A 20,014-nucleotide genomic window follows, 5' to 3' on the forward strand; every position below is an offset into this window, starting at 1 on the left:
AGAGCACGCGACATGCGCCCCTTCTGGATCGAACAGGCTCTCTTCGACGACGGCGATCTCGCCCCCGCGCTGCAGGGCGCGCAAAAGGCCGACGTGTGCATCGTGGGCGGCGGCTTCACCGGCCTGTGGACCGCCATCCAGGCCCGGCAGCGCAACCCCGCGCTCGACATCGCCATCCTCGAGAGCGACCTCTGCGGCGCCGGCGCGAGCGGGCGCAACGGCGGCTGCCTGCTGACCTGGTCGGCCAAGTTCTTCACCCTGCGCCGGCTGTTCGGCGAGGCCGAGGCCATCCGGCTGGTCAAGGCCTCGGAGGCCGCGGTGCAGCACATCGCGGACTTCTGCCGCGCGCAGGGCATCGATGCGGAGCTGCGGCAGGACGGCACGCTCTACACCGCCACCTCGCAGGCCCAGGTCGGCACGCTCGATCCGGTGATGAAGGCGCTGGAGGACTGCGGCATCCATTCCTACCGCACCCTGCCGCCCGAAGAGGTTGCGCGTCGATCGGGCTCGGCGCGCAACCTGGCGGGCGTGTACTCGCCCATCGCCGCCACCGTGCACCCTGGCAAGCTGGTGCGCGGCCTGCGGCGCGTGGCGCTGCGCATGGGCATCCGCATCTACGAGCGCAGCCCGATGCTGGACTTCACGCAGGGCCATCCGGTCACCGTGCGCACGCCGGCCGGCAGCCTCGAGGCGCCCAAGCTGGTGCTGGCGATGAACGCCTGGATGGCGCGCGCGCTGCCGCAGTTCGAGCGCAGCATCGCCATCGTGTCGAGCGACATGGTGATCACCGAGAAGTGCCCCGAGCTGCTGCAGGCCATGGGGCTGACCGATGGCGTGTCGGTGTTGGACTCGCGCACCTTCGTCTACTACTACCGCAGCACCGCCGACGGCCGGCTGATGCTGGGCAAGGGCGGCAACACCTTCGCCTGGGGCGGGCGCATCGCGCCGGTGTTCGACCAGCGCTCGCCCTATGAGGCCGACCTCAAGCGCGCGCTCGACGACTTCTTCCCCTCGCTGCGCGGCGTGCCCGTCACCGCCAGCTGGAACGGCCCCTCGGACCGCTCGGCGACCGGCTTCCCCTTCTTCGGCCGCCTGAACGGCGCGCCGCACATCGTCTACGGCTTCGGCTACTCGGGCAACGGCGTCGGCCCCACCTACATGGGCGGGCAGATCCTCTCGTCTCTGGTGCTCGACGAAGACAACGCCTGGACGCGCAGCCCGCTGCTCCAGGGGCCGCTGGGGCTGTTCCCGCCCGAGCCGATCCGCTACCTCGGCTCGCTGGTGGTGCGCAACGCCATCCGCCGCAAGGAAGCGGCGGAAGACCGCGACCTGCGGCCGTGGAAGGTCGACCGGCTGCTCAGCAAGTTCGCCAATGCGGCGGGGAAGGCGGACAAGGCCTAGGGCCGCGGCCCGAAGGGCAGCACCGGCACCACCGGCGGCGGCCGCTGCGGATACACCGAGGTGCCGAAGGTGTTGCCCATGCGATGGCTGGTGGCGGCGCGGTTGAACACGCCCAGCTGGTTGCCGGGCCGCTGCACGATGGCCTCCGAGCCCATCGTCGCGTCGCGTGATGCCGGGTGCGCGGGGGCAGGACGCAGCCGCTCGCTGAGGCAGGCGAAGGACGCGGGCGCGCGCGCGCCGTCGACTTCCACCTCGACGCAGCGGGCCGGGCCGTCCTGGGCCTCGTCCGCCAGCGCGGGCGCCATCGCCGCCCACAGGGCAAGTGCGAGGGCAGGCGGGAACAGCGGCAGGCGGCGGGCGAGGGGCATGGGAACTCCGGTCGCGCGAGGGCGCGCAACCCGCCAGCCTGGCGCCTGCGTGTGACATGCGCATGTCGCGCGACACCTGGCGGTGCGGCGTCACGGATCGGTCATGCGCACCGCCTAGCATGCCGCGTACTTCCAACGTGCAGGGCCGAGGTCCTGCCGCAGCGTCGCCCGCGCGTTCTTCCCGTGTCCGTCCTGATGATTCCAACCCATGGTGCTTTCGCTCGCCCCAGGCTGCCGATGGGCACAGGCCTGGTGCCTGGTGTGGATGCTCGTCTGGGGCGGCACGGCCGCGGCCACGACGGAGCCGCGCGACATGGCTGAGGCCGGTCCGCGCCTGCACTTCGACCTGCCGTCCCAGCCGCTGCAGAAGGCGCTCGCGGATTTCGGCGGGCTCACCGGCCATTCGGTGCTGGTCGACAGCACGCTGACCCAGGGCCGAACGGCCCAGGCGGTGCGCGGCGTGTTCCCGGCGCAGGAGGCGTTGCGGCTGCTGCTGGCCGGTACCGGTTTGCATGCGCGCTACAGCGGTCGCGATGCGTTCACGCTGGTGCCCGAGCCGGCGGCGGGCGAACTGCCCATGGCGACGCCTGCGGCATCGACGACGGCACCGGCACTCGCGGGCACCGCGGCCCCCGCGGCGGCCGATTTCGCCGGCGCGCTCCAGTCCGCCATCACGCAGGCCCTGTGCGCGGCGCAGCCCCACAGCTTCGGCCGCTACCGCGCCGCGCTGCAGCTCTGGACCGGGCCCGAAGGGCGCATCCGGCGCGCCAGCCTGCTCGAGCCCAGCGGCGAAGCCGCGCGCGACGCCGAGCTGCTCGCGCAGCTGCGCGGCCTGGCCATCGGCCGCGTGCCGCCGCCCGGGCTCGCGCAGCCGCTCACGGTGCTGCTGAGTCCGCGCGCCGACCCGGTCGCGGTCTGCCGCGCCGCACGCGCGGACGGGGGCTGAGGCGCATGCCCGAATCGATCAAGGCCGCGCTGCGCGCGCTGTTCCTGTCGCGCTACGACCAGTTCCGGCGCCACCTGCACCAGCGCCTGGGCTCGGAAGACCTGGCCAACGACGCGCTGCACGAGACCTACCTGCGCATGGAATCGATGAGCGTGCTGGGTGCGATCCGCTACCCCTCGGCCTACCTGTTCCGCATCGCGCTCAACATCGCCGAGGACCAGCGCAAGAGCGGCGCGCGGCTGCTGAGCGTGCCCGACGTCGAGGCGCTCTACGAGATGGCCGACGAGATGGCCGACCCGGCCCGCACCGCCGAGGCGCGCGGCGAGATCGAGGCCCTCGAGCGCGCGCTGGCCGAGCTGCCGCGGCGGCGCCGCGCCATCGTGGTGGCGGCGCGCATCGACGAGATGCCGCACCGCGAGATCGCGCGCCGCTTCGGCGTCTCGGAGCGCACCGTCGAGAAGGAACTGCGCGCCGGCCTCGAACATTGCTGCGAACGGCTGGGCCGGGATTTCATCCAGCGCTTCGGTCCGGGCGCGGGAAAACCGTCTAAGTCTCATGAGTGAAGTGAACGACAGCGCCGAACAGCAGGCCATCCGCCGCCAGGCGCAGCAATGGGTGGTGCGGCTGGCCTCGCACGCGGCGGACAGCGACGATGCGCTGGCCTTCAGGCGCTGGTGCGAACGCAGCCGGGAACATGCCTCGGCCTTCGTGCAGGCGCGCGCGGTCTGGCAGGACCTGCGGCCGGCCGCGCAGGGCCTGCAGCGCGCCGAGGCGGCGCGGGCCGTGCGCCCGGGGCGCCGCGCCTTCCTGGGCGCGGCGCTGGCGGGCACGGCCGGCTGGCTGGTGCTGCGCCCGCCGCTGGGCCTGTGGCCCGCGGCCACCGACCTGGCGGCCGACCTGCGCACCGGCACCGGCGAACAGCGCGAGTGGGTCACGGCCGAGGGCGTCGTGGTGCAGCTCAACACGCGCACGCGCATGGACCTGCGCGGCACCGAGGGCGGCGTGGCGCGGCTCGAACTGCTCGAGGGCGAGGCCGAGATCCGCACCGACCTCGACGGTGCCGCGCCCGCGGTGCAGCTGCGCGTCGGCGATGGTGTGGTCAGCGCGCAGCGCGCGCGCTTCAACGTGCGCTTCATCGACGGCGAGGTCTGTGTGACCTGCCTCGCGGGCCGCGTCGACGTGCGCCGCGGCGAGGCGGGCAGCACCGCGGTGGATGTGGACCGGCAACTGGTCTACGCCAGGGCGCGGCCCGCCGTCGCGCGGCCCGCCGATGCCACGGCCGTCAGCGCCTGGCGGCGGCGCCAGCTGGTGTTCGACCAGACGCCGCTGGCCGAGGTGGTGGCCGAGGTCAACCGCTACCGACCGGGCAAGCTGATCCTGACCGACGCCGCGGTCGGCCGCAAGCGCGTGCAGGCCAGCTTCTCGATCGACCGGCTCGACGACGTGATCGCGCTGGTGCGCGAGGTCTACGGTCTCGACGTGACGGCGCTGCCGGGCGGCATCGTGCTGCTGGGCAGCGCATAGGGCGCACGGCCAGGCTTGGACGGCGCGATGGCGCCGGGCTCGCGCACCGTGAGGCCGGTGTTGGCGTGCTTGGCGTCGTGCTTGGCGATGGCCGCTTCGGCCGCCACGTCCTCGGCATGGGCGAAGCGGCCCGGCGCGATGCGCACCGCGCCGATCGACAGCGTGGTGAAGGGAAAGAAGTGCAGCGTGCCGTGCCGGTCCTTGCCCTCGATGCCGCCGGCGTCGCGCGCCGCGTCGTCGTAGAGCCCCAGGGCCTCGAGATCGAAGTCCTCGATCATGCGTGCGCAGCGGGCCTGCCAGTCCTCGCTCTGGAACAGCACCAGGAAATCGTCGCCGCCGATGTGGCCCACGAAGTCGCGGTGCGCGTCGGCATGCTTCACCGCCAGCCGCGCGAGCATGCGGATCATCTCGTCGCCGCGCCAGTAGCCGTAGTGGTCGTTGAAGACCTTGAAGTTGTTCAGGTCCGCATAGCAGGCGGCGAAGCCCGCATGGCTGGCCAGCAGGCGTTCGATGTGGATGCTGATCGGGATGTTGCCGGGCAGGAAGGTCAGCGGGTTCGCATGGCGCGCGGCCTCGATGCGCGCCTCGGTCACGGCGCGCACCAGCTGCTCGCCGGTGCCCAGGCCCAGGTAGCGCTTGTCCTCGGTGACGATGAAGCCGTCGTTGAGGTAGCGCTGGTCTTCCGACATCAGGATGCCCACCAGCTGCTCGACGTTGTCTTCCAGCTCGACCACGCGCGGGCTGGTGTTGGCGTAGCCCAGACATGGTTTGCGACCGTGGACTTCGCGGAAGTAGAGCCGTGCGTAGTCGTTCATGAACGACTGCCGGTTGATCAGGGCCACCGGCCGTCCCTGGTCGACCACCGCCAGCGCATGCAGCTCGGGATGGGCCTGGAACAGGGTCGAGACCTCGTCGATGGGCGTGGCCGGGCCCAGCGTGGGCGCCTGGATCACGGCCAGGCTGCGCAGCACGCCGGGCTGCGCCTGCTGCGCCGCATGCGGCATCACGGCGATGCGGCTGTCCTGGATGGCCTCGGCGATGGGCGAGGGCGCGGCCGCATGCAGCGTGCGCGTGGGGCGGCCGAACAGGTAGCCCTGGCCGTGGTCGATGCCCAGGTCGCGCAGCACCCGCAGGTCCTTGGTGTCTTCCACGCCCTCGGCCACCAGGGTGGTGCCCAGCGTGTGGCCGAAGCCGACGATGGTGCGCACCAGCTCGAGGTTGTGCGGCGAGCTCGCGATGCCGTGGGTGAAGAACTTGTCGATCTTCACGAAGTCCGGCCGCAGCTCGCTCCACAGCCGCAGGTTGGAATGGCCCTCGCCGAAGTCGTCGAGCGCGATCCGCGCGCCGGTGCTGTGCAGCGCCTTCACCGCCAGCCGCAGCGCGCCCATGTGGCTGGCCGGGCGGTCCTCGGTGATCTCGACCGTGACCGAGCGCGGCGCGATGCCGTGCAGGGCCAGGGCGCGCTCGAAGCGGCCGGGTGGCGGGCCTTCCATGGCAGCGGCCAGCGCGTCCGAACTCATGTTGAGGAACAGCTGGCCCGGCGCCGTCAGGCCGCCCCAGTGCCGCAGGATCACGTCGACGCAGTCGAGCTCGAATTCGTCGAGGCAGTCTTCCTCGGCCGCGAGTGCGAGCAGGGCGGCCGGGGAGTGGAAGGGCGTGCCGATCGGCCCGCGGATCAAGGCCTCGTGGCCGAAGATGCTGCCCTTGCGCAGGTCCACGATCGGCTGGAACACCGGGTACAGCGCCTCGTTGCGGCGCAGCCGTGCCAGCGTTTTTTCGGACGGATTCATTCGGGGCCAGGCGCTCGCGGTGTCGTCGGTTCGCAAAGGGAAAAGGGCAGACGGATCGCGTCCGGGTGCAGCATGGACCTGTCGTGTGTCAGCACTGCGACGGCGCGGCGCGCGGCCTGTCATGGCCGGGTCAAGCCCGGACCGAACAATGGCCGCTGCACCTGGCCCGGCGCGATTCCTTTGTGAAGTTTTCGTGACATGCTGCAGTCGCGTTTCCCCTGTTCTGTCATAGCTCCCGTCAGCCACGACATGCCCGCGCCGGCCAGGCCGGTGGGCGCCGTGGCGCGGTCGAGCCACTGAACACGAACAGGTCATCCATGCAACGCAACACGCCGGTCCAGCGCCACAGGCGCGCATCTTCCTCCCTGGCCCTTCTTCCAGGCCCGCGCGGTGCCTTCGGGCGGACGCGGCTCAACCCGATGATGCGGGCCGTGGCGGCCCTGCTCACGGCCGGTGCGGCGATCGGGGCCGCGGGGCCGGCGCAGGCGCAGCGCGCGCTCGGCGCGGCCTGGATGGCGCAGAAGAACCTGGCGCAGGACACCGCCGCAGCCACCGGCCGCCTGCCCAACGGCCAACTGGCTTCGACGCTCACCAACCCGCTGGCGCAACAGCAGCAGGCCCAGGCGCAGCTGGCGCGTTCGATCGGCAACCTGAACCTCGCGGCCCGCGGCATCGCGCAGCAGCAGGCGGCCCAGGCCGCGGCGCGCGCGGCGGCGCTGGCCGGCGCCTCGAACGTGCCCGATGGTTTGACCGAGGGCGGCCTGAAGGTCGACACGAACAGCCTCACGGCCGGTTGGGCCAACGCACAGGCACCGGTGCAGTCCCGCAGCGGCGGCCAGACGCAGGTCACGGTCGCGCAGACCGGCGCACAGGCGGTGCTCAACTGGGAGACCTTCAACATCGGGCGCGACACCACCCTGAAGTTCGAGCAGCAGCCCAGCTGGGCGGTGCTCAACCGGGTCAACGATCCGCAGGCGCGGCCCTCGCAGATCCAGGGCCGGATCCAGGCCGAGGGCACGGTGATGGTGGTCAACCGCAACGGCATCGTGTTCTCGGGCGCGAGCCAGGTCGACACGCGCAACCTGCTGGCCTCGGCCGTCGGCATGAGCGATGCGCAGTTCAAGAAGGGGCTGTTCAGCGAGGCCCAGGGCACGAAGTTCATCCCCAGCCTGGCCAACGACCTCGCGACCACGGCCAGCAGCTTCAGCCACGCCGCGGCCACCGGCGACGTGGTGGTCGAGGCCGGCGCGCGCCTGCAGACCCACCAGCCGGTCAGCGTGACCGAGGGCGGCGGCTACGTGATGCTGCTGGGCCGCGAGGCGCGCAACGCTGGCCAGATCGTCACCGCGTCGGGCCAGACCGTGCTGGCCGCGGGCGATGCCTTCGTGATCCGCCGCGGCATGGGCACCGAGGCCAACCAGAGCGCGACCACGCGCGGCAACATGGTGGGCACGCTGCGCCAGGACGGCTCGGCCGCGGGCCTGGCGCTCAACACCGGCCTGCTCCAGGCCGCCACCGGCGACATCACACTCACCGGCCACACGGTGCGCCAGCAGGGCGTGGCGGTGGCCACGACCTCGGTCAACGCGCGCGGCACGGTCCACCTGAACAACGCCGAGGGCGACACCGAGGGCCGGGTGCTGCTCGAGCGGGGCAGCGTCAGCGCGGTGCTGCTGTCCGATGCCGTGGGCACGGCGCTGGACGCGCAGCGCGATGCGCTGCTCAAGGACTCCGACAAGGCCGGCGACGGCGTGCAGCACCGGCGCGACCAGTCGCTGGTGCTGATCGACAGCGCGGGCGCGGTCGACTTCCGCGCCGACTCGCTCACGCTGGCCACCGGCGGCGAGGTGATGGTGAAGGCGGCGCGCACCGAGGTGGCCGGCGGCGCCGCCATCGACGTGTCGGGCGCGGTGGGCGTGCGGGTGGCGATGGAGGCCAACAACGTGCTGGTCAACGCGCAGGGCAACGAGCAGCGCGACGCGCCCGTCAACCGCGACGACAAGCGGCTGAACAACAAGAACATCTGGGTCGACCGGCGCGACCTGGTGTTCGTGCCGGCGGGCACCCAGGGCTACGAGACCGACCGCTGGTACACGGCCGGCGGCCTGCTGGAGGTCGGCGGCTACCTGGGCATCACCGGCCACGGCGTGGGCGAGTGGATGGCGCAGGGCGGCACGGTGCAGTTCGCGGGCGGCAGCCTGGCCACCCAGGCGGGCAGCCTGATCAACCTGGCCGGCGGTTCGCTCGACGTGCAGACCGGCTACGTGAAGCAGACCTTCCTCAAGGGCGCCGACGGCCGTCTCTACAACGCCTCGCGCGCACCGGGCGACCTGCTCTACACCGGCGTGTACCAGGGCTTCGAGTCCGCGCATGCGCGCTGGGGCGTGAGCGAGCACTACGCCAGCCCGCTGATCGCGCCGGAGCGCCGGCTGGAGAGCGGCTACACCGTGGGCCGCGATGCGGGCCGGCTGATCGTCGCCACGCAGGCCGCGGCGCTGGAAGGCGCCATCGACGGCGCCACCTTCCAGGGCGCGCGCCAGACGCGCGCGCGCGACACCGTGCTCGATGGCTACCAGCAGGCCCAGACCGCGGTGGCACGCGGCGCGCAACTGGTCGTGGGCATGCACGCGCCGGTCTACGACAGCGGCACGAAGAACCTGGCCTACGTGCCCGGCGCCGTGGCCGCCACCGTCACGCTGGGCGGCGCGCCGGGCGCGGGCATCCACCTGGCGGCCGACTGGCTCCAGGCCCAGCACCTGGGCGTGCTGCGGGTGCATGCCACGGGCAGCATCGTGGTGGGCGATGCGCTGTCGGTGGCGCCGGGCGGCGAGATCGTGCTGCATGCGCACGACGTGCAGGTGAACGCCGACCTCGGCGCGCGCGGCGGCAGCATCGTGCTGGGCAACGTGGTGAAGAAGCTCGCGGGCAGCAGCGGCTGGCTCGACAGCGCGATCGCCGCCGCGCCGGCGGCCGCCGGCCCCGCGCGCACCGTGGTCGCCGAGGGCGTGCGGCTGGACACGCGCGGCCTGTGGTCCAACCTCGCGCTCGACCCGAACGACGTGCATGCGCTGCCCTACCTGAACGGCGGCAGCATCCGCATCCACAGCAGCGGCGAGGTGGTGGTCGCCCAGGGCGCGCTGCTCGACGCCTCGGCGGGTGCCGTGCTGCGTGCCAACGGCAGCCAGGCCGGCGGGCGCGGCGGCGACATCGCGCTGCTGGCCGACGGCCTGGCGGCCAGCGGCGGCAGCGGCGCCGTGCCGGGCCGGCTGGTGCTGGGCGGCGAGCTGCGCAGCCTGGGCGCCAAGGGCGGCGGCACGCTGCGGCTGCAGTCCGGCGGCGCGGTCGTGATCGGCGGGCAGGTGCCCGGCGGCGACGGTCGGCTGCCGGCGGGGCAGGCCTCGCCCGTCGACCTGATCGCGCAGGACGCCTTCACCATCGCCGCCGGCGCGGTGCTGCCGGCCGACTACCGCTACACGCGCACCCGGGCCCTGCCCGGCGAGGTGATCGGCGCGCAGCCCCTGATCGGGCCCGCTTCGGCCGTGACGCTGCACGCGGACTGGGCCCTGCCGAAGGTGCTGGGCAGCAGCGATTCGTACACCGTCCAGACCCAGTCCGGCGCCGCGTTCACGGTGTTCGGGTGGACGTCCTCGCCGCCGACCCTGCCCGCGGGCACGGTGATCACCGGCATCACCACGGCGCTCGGCGGCTTCCCCCTCACCTACGGCGTGCCGGCCGACGTGTTCCCGCAGGGCCTGCCGATCCAGCCCACGGCCGCCGTGATCAAGGCCGGCACGGTGGCGGCCGTCGAGGCCGGCTTCGCGGCCGGCACCCGCATCGTCGCCGGCTTCAGCCTGGCGCAGGACCTGGCGGTGGTGCGCCCGCTGCAGCTCGATGCCGGCCTGTTCCGCTCGGGCTTCTCGCGCTACGAGATCACCGGCCACCAGAGCCTGGCGGTGGCCGCCGGCGCCGACCTGCGGGTCGAGATGCCGGTGCTGCGGCTGGACCCGGAGGCGGCGCGCACGCGGGCCACGGGGGCGGACCCCGCGGGCCTGCTGTCGGCCTGGCTGCCCGACGAATTCACCGCCGATCCCGTGCGGCGCCAATTGCAGCAGCGCCAGGGCGCCGACCTGCAGCTCAACGCGGGCTACGGCGTCGGCTCGCTGGCCACGCTGACCGTGGCGCAGGGCGCGCGCATCGAGGTGGACGCGGGCCGCGCCATCGGCCTGCGCAGCAACGGCCAGGTCATGGTCGACGGCACGCTGCGCAGCGCGGGCGGGCGCATCGACTTCGGGAACTTCGGCTACGGACCGAGCGGCGCCTCGTCCGTCGGCCATGACCGCTCGATCTGGATCGGCGAGCATGCCGTGCTGGACGTGTCGGGCGCGGCGCACGTGGCAGTGGACGCCAAGGGCCGGCGCTACGGCACGGTGCAGGGCGGCGGCAGCATCCAGGTCGGTGGCAGCTACAACGCCGACGCGACCTTCGCCGACGGCGTGGACGCCTTCATCGTGGTGCGCCCCGGTGCCCTGCTGGACGCCTCGGGCACGCAGGCCGTGCTCGACCTGCCGGACCTGGGCCGCACGGACCTGGCATCCAACGGCGGGCTGATCCACCTCAACAGCTTCAACGGCCTGTTCGTGGACGGCACGCTGCGCGCCTCCGCCGGCGGCGCGGGCGCGGCCGGTGGCACGCTGGCGCTGGTGCTGGAGGCCCCCAACTACGCCGAAGCCAGCCACCCCGATGCACGGGTGCGATCGCTGCGCGAATTCACGCTGGGCCAGCAGCAGGGCGACAGCGTGCTGCCGGCCGGCCTGCTGCCCGGCCGCGCCAGCGCAACCCTGGCCTACGGCCACGGCCGCCTGGGCGTGGACCGGGTGCAGGCCGGCGGCTTCGACAACCTGTCGCTGCTGGTCAACGGCGTGCTGAGCTTCGACAGCCCGGTGAACCTGGCCATGGACCAGAGCCTGCGCCTGACGGCGCACAGCTTCAGCCTGGCCGAAGGCAGCAGTTCGGGCGCGCGGGTGTCGCTGGCCGCGCCCTATGTGCGGCTGGCCGGGGCCTCGCGCGTGCAGCGCGACAAGCACATCATTCCTGGCTCGGCCACGTCCGGGCGGCCGGTGCCGATCGCGGATTCGCGCCTGCTGGTGGATGCGGGCCTGCTCGACGTGTTCGAGGCCGCGGTGTTCGGCAGCTCGATCAACCTGGCCCAGATCACGGGCAACGTCAGCGTGCAGCGCGCGGGCTTCGACACCGTGGAACTGCGCAGCGCCGGCGACCTGCGCATGCTGCGTCCGCTGGTGCGCGACCGCACCGTGGTCGACACCGCCGGCGACCTGCTGCTGGTGGCCAGCCAGATCTATCCCGCCACCGGCGCCCTCGGTGAATTCCGGGCGCAGGAGGTGGGCCGCGGCCTGCGCATCGAGCGCACCGGCGATGCGCTGCCGCCGGTGCCGTACGCGGCCTTCGGCTCGCTGGTCTTCCTGTCCAGCCGGATCGAGCAGGGCGGCGTGCTGCGCGCGCCGCTGGGCAGCATCGTGCTGGGCAAGATCGACGTCGGCGACAACCCCGCCACCCACAGCGTGCTGCTGCGCGACGGCAGCCTGACCTCGGTGAGCGGTGCCGGCCTGCGCATGCCCTATGGCGGCACCAAGGACGGCCTGACCTATGTGTACGACGGCAAGGACGTGGTCTACCGCGGCCTGGGCGGCGGCTCGGTCGTGAACCTGATCGGCGACCGTGTCGACGTGCAGCAGGGGGCGGTGATCGACCTGTCGGGGGGCGGCGACCTCCTGGGCGCGGCCTTCCTCTCGGGCCGCGGCGGCTCCACCGATGCGCGGCTGAACCCGCTGGTGCAGGTCAAGCCCTCGGGTGCCTTCTTGCTGCCAGGCCTGGCCACCAATCCGGTCTACGCGATCGTGCCGGGTGCGCAGCCCGGCGCCGCGCCGCTGGCGGCCGAGAAGGGCGCCGGCGACCCCGTGGTGGGACGCCAGATCACGCTCGGCGCGGGCGTGCCGGGCCTGCCGGCCGGCACCTACACGCTGATGCCCTCTTCCTACGCCCTGCTGCCCGGCGCCTTCCGGGTGGAACTCAACGGCCTGGCCGCCAGCGCCATGCCGCACGGTGCCACCGCGGCCATGCGCAACGGTTCCTTCAGCACCGCCGGGCAGCTGAGCATCGCCGGCACGCCGCTGCGTGAGGTGCTGGCCACCCCGGTCATCCTGACCCCGGCCGACACGGTGCGCAGCTATTCGCAGTACAACGAGACCGGCTATGCCCGCTTCGGCCTGGACTGGGTCGCGCGCGACGGTGCGCCACGGCCCCTGCTGGAGCGCGACGCCAAGCGCCTGCGCATCGACATGGGCACGCGCCCGGCCGAAGGCAAGGGGCTGGAGATCGCGGCCGGCACGGTGCGCAGCCAGCCGGCGGCCGGCGGCTTCGGCAGCGAGCTGGTGCTGGGCGCGCTCGGCAGCGGCGGCGCCATCGAGATCCTGGCCCCGGGCCAGGCGCCCACCGCCGGCTTCGCCGGGGTCTCGGTGCGTGCCGACATGCTCAACGCCGTGGGTGCCAGCACCCTGGCCATCGGCGGCGCGCCCGGCTCGACCTTCGAGAGCGAGCGCAACACCCAGAATGCGCGCAACGTGAGCTTCGGCACGCCCTACTCGGTCAGCGGCAGCATCGTGCTGCGCGCAGGGGCCCGGCTGGAGGCCGCGCAGGTCTTCCTGGCGACCGGGCAGAAGGCGGGCGGCATCGTGCTCGAGCAGGGCGCCGGCATCCACACGCTGGGCCACGGCGCCGTGTCCTGGGATTCGACGCACGGCTACATCTTCGACCCCGGGCAGGTGTCGCTGCTGGCGGTGTCCAACGGCTGGCTCGACGTGCTGGCGCCGACCGAAAGCACCGACACCCGCTTCGGCGCGGGCCGGATCCAGATCGGCCAGTGCGTCGGCAGCGCCAACTGCCGGGGCGACACCACGCTGTATTCCAGCGGCACCATCACGGCCGCCACCACCAACAGCTTCGAGCTGGGCGACTCGGTGCGCTACGGCGCTCGCAACCTGGTGCTGGCCGTGGGCGGCATCAACGTGGGCAGCGCCGAGGCGCTGGCGCGCGCGCGCAACGACGGAGCGCTCACGCCGGGCCTCACGCTCAACCAGCAGGTGCTCGACCGGCTGGTCCGCGGCGACACCCGCACCGGCGCGCCGGCGCTGGAGAACCTGGTGCTGGCCGCCAGCAACGCGGTCAGCTTCTACGAATCGGTGAAGCTCAGCACGCTGGACGCGAACGGCAAGTCCTCGCTGGCCCAGCTGGTGCTCACCACGCCGGCCGTGTACGGCCACGGCCAGGCCGGCGACGTGGCGCGCATCGAGACCGACAGCTTCGTCTGGAACGGCTCGGCCCTGCCGCCCGGCGGCGTGGTCACCGGCGGCCCCGGCACTGGCAGCAGCCAGCTGGTGATCGATGCGCGGCAGATCGAGTTCGGCTACGGCGCGCAGACCCAGCCCAAGACCGTGCTCTCGCACGACCGGCTGGCGCTGGGCTTCGCCGCGGTCGAGCTCAACGCCAGCGAGCGCATCACCGCCAACCACCGGGGCTCGCTCGCGGTCTACCAGTCGCAGGGCGCGTGGGACGACGCGGCCAAGGCCTTCGGCTACAGCGGCGGCGACCTGCGGCTGCGCGCGCCACTGATCACCGGCCACGCCGGCTCGGTCAACGCGATCCGCGCCGGCGGCAGCCTCAGCGCCACCGCGCCCGCGGGCCGCGCGGCGGCCGCGCCCGACAACGCCGCGCTGGCCTCGGCCCTGGGCGCCGAGCTGTCGCTGGACGCCGGTGCCGGCCTGCTGATCGACACCGCCGTGCTGCTGCCCAGCGGCAAGCTCACGCTCTCGGCGCAGGGCAACGTGCAGCTGGCCGACGGCGCCCGGCTCGACCTGGCCGGCCGCCGCATCGACTTCTTCGACCTGCCCAAGTACAGCTGGGGCGGCGAGGTGCGGCTGGAGAGCCGCGGCGGCGACGTGCTGCAGGCGGCCGGCTCGCGCATCGACCTGTCGGCGCAGTACAACCGCGCCGGCCGGCTCGGCGCCGTGGCGCTGGAAGGAGCCCAGGGCACGGTCGACCTGCGCGGCACGCTGCTGGGCCAGGCCAGCGGCCACTACGACGCGGGCGGCACGCCGGTGCCCTATGCCGCGGGCTTCGTGGACATCCGCGCGCAGCACATCGCCGACTTCGCCGGCCTGAACGCGCGCCTCGGCGACGGCGGCGTGGTCGGCGGCCGCAGCTTCCAGCTGCGCCAGGGCGACCTGGCGATCGGCGACGAACTCAAGGGCCGCGAGATCAACGTCTCGGTGGACCACGGCAGCCTGCGGGTGCACGGCCGCATCGATGCCAGCGGCGAGCAGGCCGGCAGCATCCGCCTGGCCGCGAAGCAGGGCGTGACGCTGGACGGCACGGCCGTGCTCGACGCCAGCGCCAGCGTGCTGCGCCGCGACAGCTACGGCCAGGCGATCGACGCGCCCAACCGCGCCGTGATCGAGATCGACGCGGGCGAGGGCCTGCTGCGCATCGCCGGCGGCGCGCGCCTGGACCTGCGCGTGGCGGGGGCCACGCAGAAGCACGGCACGGTGGCGCTGAACGCGCCGCGCGTGGGCGCCAACGACGTCGCCATCGACGCGGCCGGCCCGGTGGCCATCGAGGGCGCCCGGGCGATCCACGTCAACGCCTTCGTCACCGACCACGGCGCCGCGCCGGGCACCGAGGCCACGGTGGACGGCAAGAGCTACCAGGTGATCGACCAGGCCTACCTGGACCGCCTGCACGCGGCCAGCGATCGCTTCATCGATGCCGCGCTGGCCAACGGCGCGCTCATGGACGGCCGGCTGGCCGGCCTGCGCGCGCACGCCGACGCCTTCCACCTGCGCCCGGGCCTGCGCATCGTGGCGGACACGGCCGTCAACCCCGACGGCAACCTGCACCTCGACGGCGACATCGACCTCTCGGGCCACCGCTATGCCAGCGTCAACCCGCACACGCCGCGGAGCGCCCGCTATGGCTCGGGCGAGGCCGGCGCGCTGGTGATCCGCGCGCAGGGCAACCTCGAGGTCTACGGCAGCCTCAGCGACGGCTTCGACGGCTCGCGCCTGTCGCTGGGCGCGACGCCCGACGACAAGGGCTGGTTCCTGCCCGCCGGCGTGACGGCCTTCGGTGGCGACGTGGTGATCCCGCATGCCGGCTTCGTGACGCTGGACACCGGCACCGAGTTCGCGCTCGGCCGCACCCTCAACTACGCCGCGCCGGTGCAGGCGGCCACGCTGCCGGTGGGCACCGTGCTGCCCACCGCCATCGCGCTGGCGCAGGTGCTGAACCTGCCGGCGGGCATGGTGCTCGGCGCGGCCGTGCGCGACGCCGCCGGCACCGTGCTGCACGCGGCCGGCAGCGTGGTGCCGCAGGGCGGGCTGGTGCTGCCGGTGGGCACGCGGCTGGACGCGGGCCTGCGCCTGCCGGGCCCGGCGCGCATGCAGGCCGGCCTGTGGCCGGCGGGCGTGCCGCTGCCGGTGGCCATGACGCTGGCGCGGCCGCTCGCATTGGACAAGGGCGCCATCGTGCCCTCGGAAACCGTGGTCAAGCTGCCCGGCGGCGTGGACAAGGTGAGCCTGCGGCCCGCGCTCGACGCCGACGGTAACCAGGGCCGCACCTGGGCGCTGGCGCCCATGCTGGCGGCGGGCTCGCAGTCGTGGGACCTGCGCCTGGTGGCCGGTGCCGACCTGCAGGCCGCCGACACGCGCCTCACGCAGCCGCACAGCACCGCGCGGCTGCAGCTGGCCGACGCGCATTTCGGCATGGGCCAGCGCTTCGTCGACGTGCCGGGCACCGGGTCGCCCGCCACCTACCTCTGGGGCGACCTGAGCCGGTTCCGCCAGCTGATCATCGACTTCTGGGGCGACTACGTGCTGAGCTTCGAGCCGGTCCCCGGCACGCCGATCACGGCCGCGCAGATCGACGAGTTGCGCGACAACGCGATCCTCAGCGCCAGCCCCGGCGAGCTGAACGACTTCGGCTATGGCGACCTGGCCGCGGTCGACACGCCGGCCACCCCGCCCGACCGCGCCAGCAGCTTCCATCCGGCGCGCGAGCAGCTCTTCAGCGTGCTGCGCACCGGCACCGGCGACCTCGACCTGGTGTCCGGCGGCGATCTGCAGACGCGCTCGCCCTACGGCGTCTACACCGCGGGCGCGCCGGCCGCGTCGATGGGCGCGGCCTACGACCAGCCGCGCGGCCTCGCCAGCGACGGCACGCCGCTGTGGCAGGCCGAGGGCAAGCTGTTCGAGCACCTGGTCGACGGCGGCGCCCGAAGCCTCTACGGCGCCTGGTATCCCACCGGCGGCGGCAACCTGCTGGTGCGCGCGGGCCGCGACATCGCGGGCGATCTGGTGGGCCGGCTTGGCGGCCTGCGTCCCTGGCTGCCGATGGGGGCGGTGCGCGACCAGATCGGCAGCAGCACCGTGGGCAACTGGCTGTGGCGCCAGGGCACGGGCAGCGTGGAGGCCGGCAAGGACCAGGTGCCGGTGGCCTGGTGGATCAACTTCGGTACCTACGTGCAGGGCTCGGAGGATGGCAGCTACCTGCCTTCGTATGCCACCACGCGATTCGAGAACGATCCCTACCTGGTCGGCTTCACCGGCTTCGGCACCCTGGGCGGCGGCAACCTGGTGGTCGAGGCGGGCGGACGGGCCGGCATCGTCGGCCCGCGCGGCGAGGCCCCCCCGAACAACGGCACCCAGAGCGAACGCAGGAACGCCATGCCGCGCAGCGAAGGCCTGAACCTGGCCGTGGCCAGCACCGGCCGCATGAACGCCGCGGGCGAGCTGGTGCTCACCGGTGGCGGTGACCTGGACCTGCGCATCGGCGGCGGCCTCAACCCCAATGCCGAGCTGCGCCGCAACGAGCACGACCTCAACAGCACCTTCGCCAACCTGCGCGGCGCGCTGCGCGTGCAGGCCGGCGCCATCGGCGGGCTCGACCTGCGCTATGGCGCGAGCGACCAGATGGATTCGCGCGGCGGCGACCCCTTCTCGGCCGGCCGCGCGTACGGCGGCGGCGGCCCGGTGCTGGTGCTGGGCGACGCGGTCGCGCGGCTGGACACGCGCGGCGACCTGGTGCTGGGCGGCGTGGCCGACCCGGGCCGCACCAAGCTGCTCAATGCGACCCCCTTCACCTACGACGGCCGGTACCACGCCGGTGGCGGCTGGAGCTGGTTCTCGCTCTGGACGCCGGCCACGGCCATCGACCTGTTCAGCGCCGGCGGCAACCTCACGCCCACCACGGCCTGGGCCGAAGGCCCGTCGCGCGAGGAAACGCAGCAGGCGGTGCAGGGCGCCAACCAGTCGCCTTCGCTGGACGGCCAGCACTATCCGTCCATCCTGCGCGCGGTGTCGGCCAGCGGCAGCCTGTACTACGGCGTGGGCACCACCTCCCTGCGCTACGGCGCGGTGGTGCGCGCGGAGCGCATGGGCCTGACGCTGGCACCCGCGCCCATCGGCGCGCAGTACGCCAACGCCACCGGCACCGGCGAGCTGCAGCTGCTGGCGCGCGATGCCATCTATGCCGGCGGCTATGCGGTCACCGCCTCCACGGCCGATCCGGCGGGGCTGAGCAGCCCCTTCCGCCCGGGCTTCATGGGCGTCGTCGCGGCGACGGGCGGCGGCGACCAGGGCCAGGGGCCGGTCGTGGTGCACAACGTGCACCCGGACCTCCTGGCCAACCAGGGCGCGACGGTGTCCGGCAACGGGCGCCAGAACACGGCCTCGCTGTTCACCTTCGGCAGCCAGGCCACCTCGGCCTATGCGGCCGTCGGCCAGGCGCCGGCGCACTACTACGCGGTGGAGGGCGACATCGTCGGCCTGCGCATGGGCCAGATCGCCGAGATGGGCTACCTGGGCGCGGGCGGCACGCGCTACGAGGGCTCGATGCCGGTGGCCATCCGCGCCGGCCGCGACATCACCGATTCGGGCACGCGCCTGGGCTACAAGGACACGGTCGGCACGGGCCGCGGCAACCTGATCTCGCATGGCCGCGCCGACGACATCTCGGTCGTGGAAGCCGGCCGCGACGTGCGCCACAGCACCTTCTACGTGACCGGCCCGGGCCTGATCGAGGTCAGCGCCGGGCGCGATCTCTACTTCGCCGACCGGGGCGAGATCAAGACCCTGGGCGCGGTGGTCAATGTCGTCCCGGGCGACCGCGCCAGCGGCGCCAGCGTGGTGCTGGCGGCCGGCATGGGCAAGGGCGCGCGCTGGGATGCCTTCGCGGCGCGCTACCTCGACCCGGCCAACCTGGCCGACCCGGGCCGGCCGCTCGCCGACCAGCCGGGCAAGGCGCTCACCGTCTACGGCGGGGCGCTCACCATGGCCGGGTGGCTGGCGCGCGAGTTCGGCTACAGCGGCGACGAGGCCGGGGCGCCGGCCTTCCTGCAGCGCCAGCAGGCGCTGCTCGACGACACGCGCCGCGCCGCGCTGGCCGAGGGCCGCACGGCCGCCAACCGCTCGCTGGCGCGCGAGTACCGGGTGGAGAGCCGGCAGCACCTGGTCAACTGGCTGAGCGAGCGCTTCGGCAGCGGCGACAACCGCCTGGGCCTGCGCTTCGACGCCAGCCTGATGGACGCGCGCGCCTTCTTCGACGCCCTGCCGCCCGCGCAGCAGCGCGCCTTCCTGCGCAACGTCTACTACGCCGAACTCAAGGCCGCGGGCCGCGAGTACAACGAGGAGGGCGGGCCGCGCGCCGGCAGCTACCTGCGCGGGCGCGAAGCCATCGCCACGCTGCTGCCCGCGCAGGACGCGCAGGGCCGCGCGCTGGCCTACGGCGGCGACCTCACGCTGTTCAGCAGCGCGATCTACTTCGACGCCGACTACGTCGACACCAACGGGGTCGGCAAGGACCGGCCCACGCCGGGCCGCAACTACATCACCAAGGCGGAGTGGACGGCGCTGGGCAGCCCGGGCTACGGCGTGTCCTTCTACGACGTGCTGGACGCGGGCATCCACACCAACTTCGGCGGCGACATCAGCATCATGACGCCGGGCGGGCGCACGCTGGTGGGCATCGACGGCGGCTTCGTGCCGGGCCCGGGGGCCGGCGTGATGACCCAGGGCGAGGGCGACATCCAGGTCTACGCCCAGGGCAGCGTGCTGATGGGCCAGAGCCGGGTCTTCACCACCTTCGGTGGCAACATCCTGGCCTGGTCGGCCGAAGGCGACATCAACGCGGGCCGCGGCGCCAAGACCACCGTGGTCTACACGCCGCAGCGCCGCGTCTACGACAGCTTCGGCAACGTGTCGCTCTCGCCCTCCACGCCCAATTCGGGCGCGGGCATCGCGACGCTGAACCCGATCCCGGAGATTCCGCCGGGCGACATCGACCTGATCGCGCCGCTGGGCACCATCGACGCGGGCGAGGCGGGCATCCGCGTCTCGGGCAACGTGAACCTGGCGGCGCTGCACGTGGTGAACGCGGAGAACATCCAGGTGCAGGGCAAGGCGGTGGGCATCCCGGTGGTGGCGGCGGTCAACGTGGGCGCGCTCACGAACGCCAGCGCCGCGGCCTCGCAGGCCTCGGTGGCGGCGCAGGACATGCTGCAGCGCGAACGCGCGGCGGCGCGCCAGGCGCTGCCCTCGGTGTTCACGGTGCGGGTGCTGGGCTTCGGCAACGAGGCGCCGGCGGCGCCACCGGCGGGCCGCGAAGGCGGCGCGAACGGGCGTGCCGCCTACGACCCCGGCGGCGTGGTGCAGGTGCTGGGCGCGGGCGTGCTGAGCGCGGCGCAGCAGCAGCCGCTCACGCCGGGCGAGCGGCGCGGGCTCGCGCGCTGAGGCGGGCGGCGCGGGTTCGAACACGCGGGTGACATGACAGTGTCATTCGCGGTGCGCAGCATCGGGCCGTGCGGTGGCGGCCTTGCGAGGTGCTTGCGCGCGCCCCCGCCATGCACCTCTTCGACCCTT

7 protein-coding genes are annotated in these 20,014 nt (G+C 73.5%); 5 read left to right on the forward strand and 2 right to left on the reverse strand.

The features are described 5' to 3' along the window. Nucleotides 1–12 precede the first annotated feature (12 nt). Complete coding sequence (locus tag A9977_RS28035) at nucleotides 13–1,401, forward strand: FAD-dependent oxidoreductase (protein ID WP_183028089.1); 1,389 nt, start codon at nucleotides 13–15, stop codon at nucleotides 1,399–1,401. Here A9977_RS28035 and A9977_RS28040 read toward each other — a convergent pair. Continuing rightward, the gene (locus A9977_RS28040; protein ID WP_183028090.1) at nucleotides 1,398–1,769 is read right to left on the reverse strand and encodes a hypothetical protein; all 372 of its coding nucleotides are present in this window, start codon (nucleotides 1,767–1,769) and stop codon (nucleotides 1,398–1,400) included. The genes A9977_RS28035 and A9977_RS28040 overlap by 4 nt on opposite strands. 208 nt (nucleotides 1,770–1,977) lie before the next feature. On the opposite strand from A9977_RS28040, the gene A9977_RS28045 reads away from it, so the two are divergent. The 3 genes from A9977_RS28045 to A9977_RS28055 are packed head-to-tail and all read left to right on the forward strand — an operon-like array spanning nucleotide 1,978 to nucleotide 4,239. After that, on the forward strand, nucleotides 1,978–2,715 hold the full coding sequence (locus tag A9977_RS28045; protein WP_183028091.1) for an STN domain-containing protein: 738 nt from the start codon (nucleotides 1,978–1,980) through the stop codon (nucleotides 2,713–2,715). A 5-nt stretch (nucleotides 2,716–2,720) separates the two neighbouring features. Continuing rightward, on the forward strand, nucleotides 2,721–3,278 hold the full coding sequence (locus tag A9977_RS28050; protein ID WP_183028092.1) for an RNA polymerase sigma factor: 558 nt from the start codon (nucleotides 2,721–2,723) through the stop codon (nucleotides 3,276–3,278). Next, complete coding sequence (locus tag A9977_RS28055; protein ID WP_183028093.1) at nucleotides 3,271–4,239, forward strand: FecR domain-containing protein; 969 nt, start codon at nucleotides 3,271–3,273, stop codon at nucleotides 4,237–4,239. The genes A9977_RS28050 and A9977_RS28055 overlap by 8 nt, the downstream gene beginning before the upstream one ends. Here the strand turns inward: A9977_RS28055 and A9977_RS28060 are convergent. Further along, nucleotides 4,182–6,029 carry a phosphodiesterase gene (locus A9977_RS28060; protein ID WP_183028094.1) on the reverse strand — a complete coding sequence of 616 codons (1,848 nt, stop codon included), beginning with the start codon at nucleotides 6,027–6,029 and terminating at the stop codon, nucleotides 4,182–4,184. The two genes, A9977_RS28055 and A9977_RS28060, sit on opposite strands and share 58 nt — an antisense overlap. A 317-nt stretch (nucleotides 6,030–6,346) precedes the next feature. On the opposite strand from A9977_RS28060, the gene A9977_RS28065 reads away from it, so the two are divergent. Continuing rightward, nucleotides 6,347–19,885 carry a filamentous haemagglutinin family protein gene (locus A9977_RS28065; protein WP_183028095.1) on the forward strand — a complete coding sequence of 4,513 codons (13,539 nt, stop codon included), beginning with the start codon at nucleotides 6,347–6,349 and terminating at the stop codon, nucleotides 19,883–19,885. The last annotated feature ends 129 nt before the right edge of the window (nucleotides 19,886–20,014 follow it).

This window comes from Variovorax sp. UMC13, assembly GCF_014170375.1.
Lineage (GTDB): Bacteria > Pseudomonadota > Gammaproteobacteria > Burkholderiales > Burkholderiaceae_C > Variovorax.